At 31.7% G+C, this 6,345-nt stretch carries 7 protein-coding genes; all 7 read left to right on the top strand.

Annotated elements, in window-relative coordinates; translation table 11 throughout:
• The first annotated feature begins 218 nt into the window (after window positions 1-218).
• Window positions 219-962 (top strand): hypothetical protein, encoded by a 744-nt coding sequence (locus CAFE_RS16430; protein WP_066647522.1) that lies wholly within the window; start codon window positions 219-221, stop codon window positions 960-962.
• Window positions 959-1,795, top strand: coding sequence for a hypothetical protein (locus CAFE_RS16435; RefSeq protein WP_066647519.1), 837 nt, complete (start codon window positions 959-961; stop codon window positions 1,793-1,795). The genes CAFE_RS16430 and CAFE_RS16435 overlap by 4 nt, the downstream gene beginning before the upstream one ends.
• 746 nt (window positions 1,796-2,541) lie before the next feature.
• Window positions 2,542-3,387 (top strand): hypothetical protein, encoded by an 846-nt coding sequence (locus CAFE_RS16440; protein WP_066647515.1) that lies wholly within the window; start codon window positions 2,542-2,544, stop codon window positions 3,385-3,387.
• A 17-nt stretch (window positions 3,388-3,404) separates the two neighbouring features.
• Entirely contained in the window at window positions 3,405-4,055 is a 651-nt protein-coding gene (locus tag CAFE_RS16445) for an ATP-binding cassette domain-containing protein (RefSeq protein ID WP_066647512.1), read from the top strand.
• Window positions 4,052-4,609 (top strand): hypothetical protein, encoded by a 558-nt coding sequence (locus CAFE_RS16450; RefSeq protein WP_066647509.1) that lies wholly within the window; start codon window positions 4,052-4,054, stop codon window positions 4,607-4,609. The genes CAFE_RS16445 and CAFE_RS16450 overlap by 4 nt, the downstream gene beginning before the upstream one ends.
• Before the next feature lie 402 nt (window positions 4,610-5,011).
• Window positions 5,012-5,266, top strand: coding sequence for a hypothetical protein (locus CAFE_RS16455; protein WP_066647507.1), 255 nt, complete (start codon window positions 5,012-5,014; stop codon window positions 5,264-5,266).
• Between the two features lie 234 nt (window positions 5,267-5,500).
• Entirely contained in the window at window positions 5,501-5,893 is a 393-nt protein-coding gene (locus CAFE_RS16460) for a glycyl radical enzyme family protein (protein ID WP_156991227.1), read from the top strand.
• Window positions 5,894-6,345 lie beyond the last annotated feature (452 nt).

Here is a 6,345-nt window from a genome sequence, read left to right on the forward strand (position 1 = left end):
TATATTCGATATCCGTAAAAGTTTGTTGCTTTTTCATTTCTCTGCACCGCCTGTGAATTGATAGTTCTATTTTACCAGAGTTCTCCTCTCTTCGGTAGAGGGGCGGATTAAATCAGAGGTTCCCTAAATATATTTTTATGCCTGTTTAAATTCAAATATGGCCTGTTTTTAACAGGCCATATTGCTCTTTGAAATTGCTCTTTGAAGTGGAGATTTTTATGAATAAGTCAATTAAGGCTATTATGCTTGCTATTATCATAGTTTTAGTAATTCTTATTGTAGTTCCCTTAACGATCAAACTCAATCTTTTACCTTCGGGTAGCAAAGATAATATGTGGAATAAGAGTTTAGATAAAACATCATCAAGTGTCTCTGTTGGTTCTGAGAAAACTCATGAAGATAATACACTCTATCATGTCGGCGATGAAGTAGAAACTGATGGTGCCGTACATAGCTTTAAATATAGAATTAATAAAGTGACTGAGTCAAAATCCAGAAATATTATAAATTTTCCGGTTACTGAAATATGGAATGAAGTAACTGCCGACAGCGAAGGAAATATTACGAACAAATTTTCTTACATTTTATTACAGATTGATATAACAAACATGTTTAATCAAGAACAAGAATTATACTTAAATACAAATAGTTTAGATTTTAGGGATAAAAATGGAACCGCAGGAACTGAAATGTATAGCACAGAACCAGTTGCTATGAATCATAATATTGAAAACTCGAAAAAAAAAGATGCAATGCAGTTTGTTTTTAAGCCAAAGGAACATGTAGCGTTTGAATTAGTTTATATTGCAGAAGATAAATACCTAGATAGCTCATATACAATGGTGTTTAGCATAACAAATGAGTCTGCATCCATGGTTTATGATCCTAAGACTAAAAAATATTTAAATAGTGATGAAGCTAAATTTATTCAAATTCGGCAGGAGGACATAGAAAAAAAGTGAAAAATTTGCTTAAAATTGATTTATATCGTTCTATTTTTAATTGTCAATTTTTATTTGCCTGTCTTTTAGGGTCACTCATTGCAATTTCTAATTTTGTTCAACAAGTTTTCCCTGCTTTTCTTAGAAACAATAGACTTGCGGCATCAAATTTTAGTCAAAATTTGCCACCGGCCAATGTCTTTCAAGTATGGTTAGGAGCAAATCCAGTGGGAATGGAACAATTTTTATATTATCTTTTGCTTCCAATTATTGCAGTGTTACCTTATGCAGATTCATACTTTATAGACAAAAAGACAGGGTATTTAAAAAATTTCCTAATCAGAGTAACAAGAAAAGATTATTTCATTTCTCGTTATATTGCTGCCTTTATAAGCGGCGGTCTTGCATTCTCAATCCCATTACTTATAAACTTTTTGGTAACGAATCTTCTTTTGCCATCAATGGCTCCAGATCCATATTATTCAAGTATTGGTGAAACAAGTATGTGGAATACCCTCTATTATTCAGAACCAATATTTTATACTTTACTATTCATTATTATGGCCTTCCTTTTTAGCGGGGCATTTTCAACTATTTCACTGTTAATCAGTGATTTTGTAGAGCACCGCTTTATTGTTGTGATTTTTCCATTTTTATTATATATAGCTTTCTTTTCAATTATGACTTATATTAGTACAAACTCGCAAATGTTGGCTTGGATTCCTGAGTACTTTTTAACCCCATCATTTCCATATGCGAATTTCAAGATTGTTTTATTGGAATTTATGATTTTATTGCTCGGTACTTTCTTAGGAGTCGTTTGGAAAGGAATAAAGCGCGATGCTTTGGATTAAGGATTTTTTTAGAAAACTCAATTTAAACATAAATCTTCTTATGATCATAGTAAGCTTAGATATCTTATTAATTTTATTGGATATTGGAAACCTTTCTAATCTTGTCCTTAAAAATAACAGTTGTATATCTTTGGCAGATTGTCTCATTGCCTCCTCAAACAATTTTATATTTGCACTATGTTACATTCCTTTGCAGCTTTTCTTTATTCAAAATTTGATGAAATATGAGCTTGATACAAATTTTGTTTTACGAAATTCAAATAAGCACAATTTATGGAATAAGATGTGTATAAAAATACTGCTAGTTTCTATCCTTTTTATTTTACTACTATCGCTTTTCACTTGTTTCATAGGGAGTTTCTATTCAGTTAGTTGTATCAATTGGATTTCTAAGACCAGCTATTATTACAGCGTAATTCTGCGCATAAATTATAGTACGCAATTTCATCAGGTCTTAATTCGATTTTTTTTAATAAATATCTTAAGAGCATTATGTACAGGGATAGTATTTGAATTGATCGTATGGATGTCCAATAAAAGCATTATCGCTTGGTTGGTTGTACTAACTTTTAATTGCTTTTCTGTCTTCTTTCCGAACTGGTCTTTTCTATATGGAGAAACCATGTCTCTTCAATATACTTCTTGGCTTGGAGATTATAACTATATAAATTTATTACCTATTATCCTATTTCTTTTGAGTGTTTATTTACTCGGTTATATTATGAGTAGTCGAAAGGAATTTATAGATGAAAAGAAATAAATATTCATTTTTTTATCTTTTAAAATACGATTTTTTAGTTGGAGTTATGTTATCTTGGAAAAAATATTTTGTAACAGCTTGCATTTTTATTATATCAGCACTATTTTTTAATCAAGCAATATCTGTTCATTTTTTAAATATAAAAGTTGGTTTTCTTGACTATATCATAGAAATATTCAAAGGTGTTCCGATATATATTCCTAGCTCTTACAAGACGTTTTCTATTCCAGGTATATGGATTTTATTATTTTTATATTTCTTTTATATGTTTAATTGCTATCCATTATCGGATATACACTCTTATGGACAACAAGTTTTATTACGTTCACAAAAGCGGATTTATTGGTGGTTAAGTAAGTGCCTGTGGCTAGCTATTGGTATTTTTATTTTTTATGTAATTGGTTACTTCATCTTGCTTTTGTTTACACTAGGTACAGGTCACACCTTTTTTGAAATGAATCACGAAGTGAATGCAGCCGTAACAAAAATTAATACTAGCAATGCTCGGACACAAGATATTTTTTATGTAGGGATTCTACTTCCTTTTATTGTGTCAATGGCTATTGCTTTCATCCAGTTAATTATTTCATTTATAACAGATAGTTTAATTTTTGGATATATTGCAATAATTATTTTATTGGTCGCTTCAGCTTACAAATGTCATCCACTTTTGCTCGGTAATTATTTAATGCTTAACCGAAATAATCTTTTCATTTCAGATGGAGTTTCGGCAAATACAGGCATTATTATTAGCATTATATGCATTGCATTATCCATCGCTATTGGAGCTAAAAAAATACAACACTATGATGTTATGGCTTCAAAAAAATGATAGAAGGGAGTCTCGATATGTATATTAAAATTAAAAACTATACAAAACTTATTGAGCACAAACAGATTTTACATGATATTAACCTTTCTCTGGAGTCAGGACATATATATGGACTTAAAGGGAAAAATGGCTCCGGGAAAACAATGCTTATGCGTGCCATTTGCGGATTGATTCTACCAACTAGTGGTGAAATTAATATCAACGGAGATATCTTGGGTACGCAAATTTCATTTCCTAAAAGTATTGGTGCATTGATAGAATCACCTGGATTTATTGATGCATATTCAGGATTTAAAAATTTAAAGCTTTTAGCTGAAATTAAAAATATTATTTCAGCGCAAGATATTGCTGATACTATGTTATCTTTAAGATTAGATCCTTATGACAAAAAGAAATTCAAAAAATATTCTCTAGGAATGAAGCAAAAGCTAGGAATCGCTGCTGCAATTATGGAAAAACCAGACATTATTATACTTGATGAACCAATCAATGCATTGGATGAAGAAAGTGTTCAAATAGTAAAAGAGCTTTTAATAAGTTTAAAAAATGATGGAAAACTAATTTTAATTTCTTGCCACGATAAGGATGAACTAGAATTTTTATCCGACCAAATTTATGAAATTGAATCAGGCGAAATTAAAAATTTCTATAAGGTAGATGCTATATGAAAATAAAAAGGAAATTTCTTTTTCTTTGCGTAGCACTGATGATTGCTTGTTTATATAGAATCCAATTCAATAATATCAATCACAAATACCCCCCTGCACAACTTATTTCTTATGCTAAAGATCAAACAGTCTCTTATGATGGGTTTAGCTTGAAAGTTTTAAGTACAGAATTTTTTAATGAAAACGATCTAAAGAAAAACAATAAGGAATTATATGAAAATATTTATATAGAAAACGAAGAAATAAAAGCAATTGTTGTTGACATACAAATTACCAACAATAATAAACAAAATGCTGAAATTGATATCTCTGATGCCTGGTTACAATCTAATTACTGGGTTAATGGAATCGTAATGAATGCGTTCGTTGCAATAAATCCAGCGGGAACTTCTTTACATCCAAAATTAAAGTCAGGAGAAACTGTGAGACTAAAATTGCCGTATACAATGATTCCTGCTCATTTTAAAGAAATGGATTGGAATCATGTTCAAAACAGGAAGTATGATTTGATTTTAACTTTTTATCCAATCAAGAGAGCGTTAGCGCTAAATTAGTGTAGAACCAAGCTTTAGGCTAAGATTTCACAACATGCTATAATTGGATAAAAAATTATTATCTGAATTCGCTATATCCAAATTAGTAATATCATACTAAAACGTTCGATTTGCATATTATATGCTTTACTGAATTTTTCAACAAACTAAAACGGCCGACAGGCAAGGGCGCAACGCAGCAGGGTCTAACGTGTTTTTTTAAGCGCCATGACAGAATGTGCAATAGCCATGAATACAGCACGATTTCGGGGATGAGTAAATAAAGCGTCTGTACTTCTGTACTTAGGAGTTTTATTCATCCAGAAAATGCAAGGATTATGTCTATGCGATATAATCCTTGCATTAAGTGCTTTACAGATGGCTATTTCAACTTTTTTCTCATTGTTTTTGGAGGACAATTACATGAAAATTAAGGCAAAAACCACACCGAAAAAAAGTATTATCCGAATAGTTGTGTTAGTGCTTGCCGTTTTAATTGCCTTTCCTTTTTTGTATCCGGTAGTCGCCCCATATAAAAGCGTTGAACAGATGAAAGATTATCACGGCATCACTACCGGTACAATTGTTTCCGTTACCGTATCAAACATGGGGATAACCGGCACGAAAACGACCGATTCGGAAATTCTTGAGCAATGGAACCAAGGAAGCAAAATATAAGCCAAAATGTATTTTTATTTATGGGACCAAGCCCAATTGGGTTAAAATCGTGATGTCAACCGGAGAAAAATATTTTTTCGAACGGTGGCCATATTTTGAAAACGGGCATTACCTTTACCAGTTCGATGATTCCGAATCCGCAAAAAAGCTGTTTGATCTCGTACTACATGACCCAAAGGGAATCGACGATTCATGGAAATAGAAAATTAACGATTGATATTACAGGTGAATTTTATGCAGCGTAGTAAAAAGGTAGTCGGGATCGCAATACTCTCATTGATTTTAATGGGCTTATTTTTCATCATATATTACTTTCATCAGCCACAAATATCTATTACAATTTATAATCATACAAATTGCGACATAAGCAACCTAAAAATAGCTTATCACCATAATGAAAAAGACCTAGAAATTCCGACAATACAAAAAGAATCTAAGTATCGAGTGGGAATTACCCCAAATGAAAAATTTATTGAAAATTCCATGTGGATTTATTATTTTGATAAAGAGGGTAATAAGCACGAGAAAACAGTTATTGGATATTTTGAGAAAGGATACCACGTTAACGCCAATGTCATTATAGAATCGATTAATAATGATGAAATTATCACTTTTAAAAGTCAATAGAAGGATAATCATCATTTGGGTAATGACCACTCAAAATTCAATCCTGTAATAATGCTAATCAGGCTTTTTTCCGCTCAATAATAGAATCTTTAGTGACTATTATCAATTTTATACTGATGTTAATGGAAACTGTTGCAGAGTTACAGCTTTGCAACAGCTTTCATATGTAGAGGAAGTGGTTAACTTGAAAATTAATAGGCTCATAGCAATAATATGCACAATCATAATATGTAGCTTTTCTTTTATTTCCTGTAGTACAAAAATTCAGGACGTAAAAGGAAAAGCAGAAGCAAATACATTTATTTCAATCGATAATATAGATTTTTGTCAACGCCGGAACTTTTTTGACCCAAAACGCCGGTCGGAAATGACCCATATCGCCGGTTACATGAGCGCCAGTCACAGTACCGCCGGAATGTCCACCGGCGGTACTGTCTGAACGCCAGCTTTGA

It is taken from the genome of Caproicibacter fermentans, from assembly GCF_009746625.1.
Taxonomy (GTDB): Bacteria; Bacillota; Clostridia; order Oscillospirales; family Acutalibacteraceae; genus Caproicibacter; species Caproicibacter fermentans.

Excerpts from the sequence above, each read along its gene's own strand:
- CAFE_RS16430 (WP_066647522.1), top strand. The coding sequence starts at position 219 with ATGAATAAGTCAATTAAGGCTATTATGCTTGCTATTATCATAGTTTTA.
- CAFE_RS16440 (WP_066647515.1), top strand. The coding sequence starts at position 2,542 with ATGAAAAGAAATAAATATTCATTTTTTTATCTTTTAAAATACGATTTT.
- CAFE_RS16445 (WP_066647512.1), top strand. The coding sequence starts at position 3,405 with ATGTATATTAAAATTAAAAACTATACAAAACTTATTGAGCACAAACAG.
- CAFE_RS16450 (WP_066647509.1), top strand. The coding sequence starts at position 4,052 with ATGAAAATAAAAAGGAAATTTCTTTTTCTTTGCGTAGCACTGATGATT.
- CAFE_RS16455 (WP_066647507.1), top strand. The coding sequence starts at position 5,012 with ATGAAAATTAAGGCAAAAACCACACCGAAAAAAAGTATTATCCGAATA.
- CAFE_RS16460 (WP_156991227.1), top strand. The coding sequence starts at position 5,501 with ATGCAGCGTAGTAAAAAGGTAGTCGGGATCGCAATACTCTCATTGATT.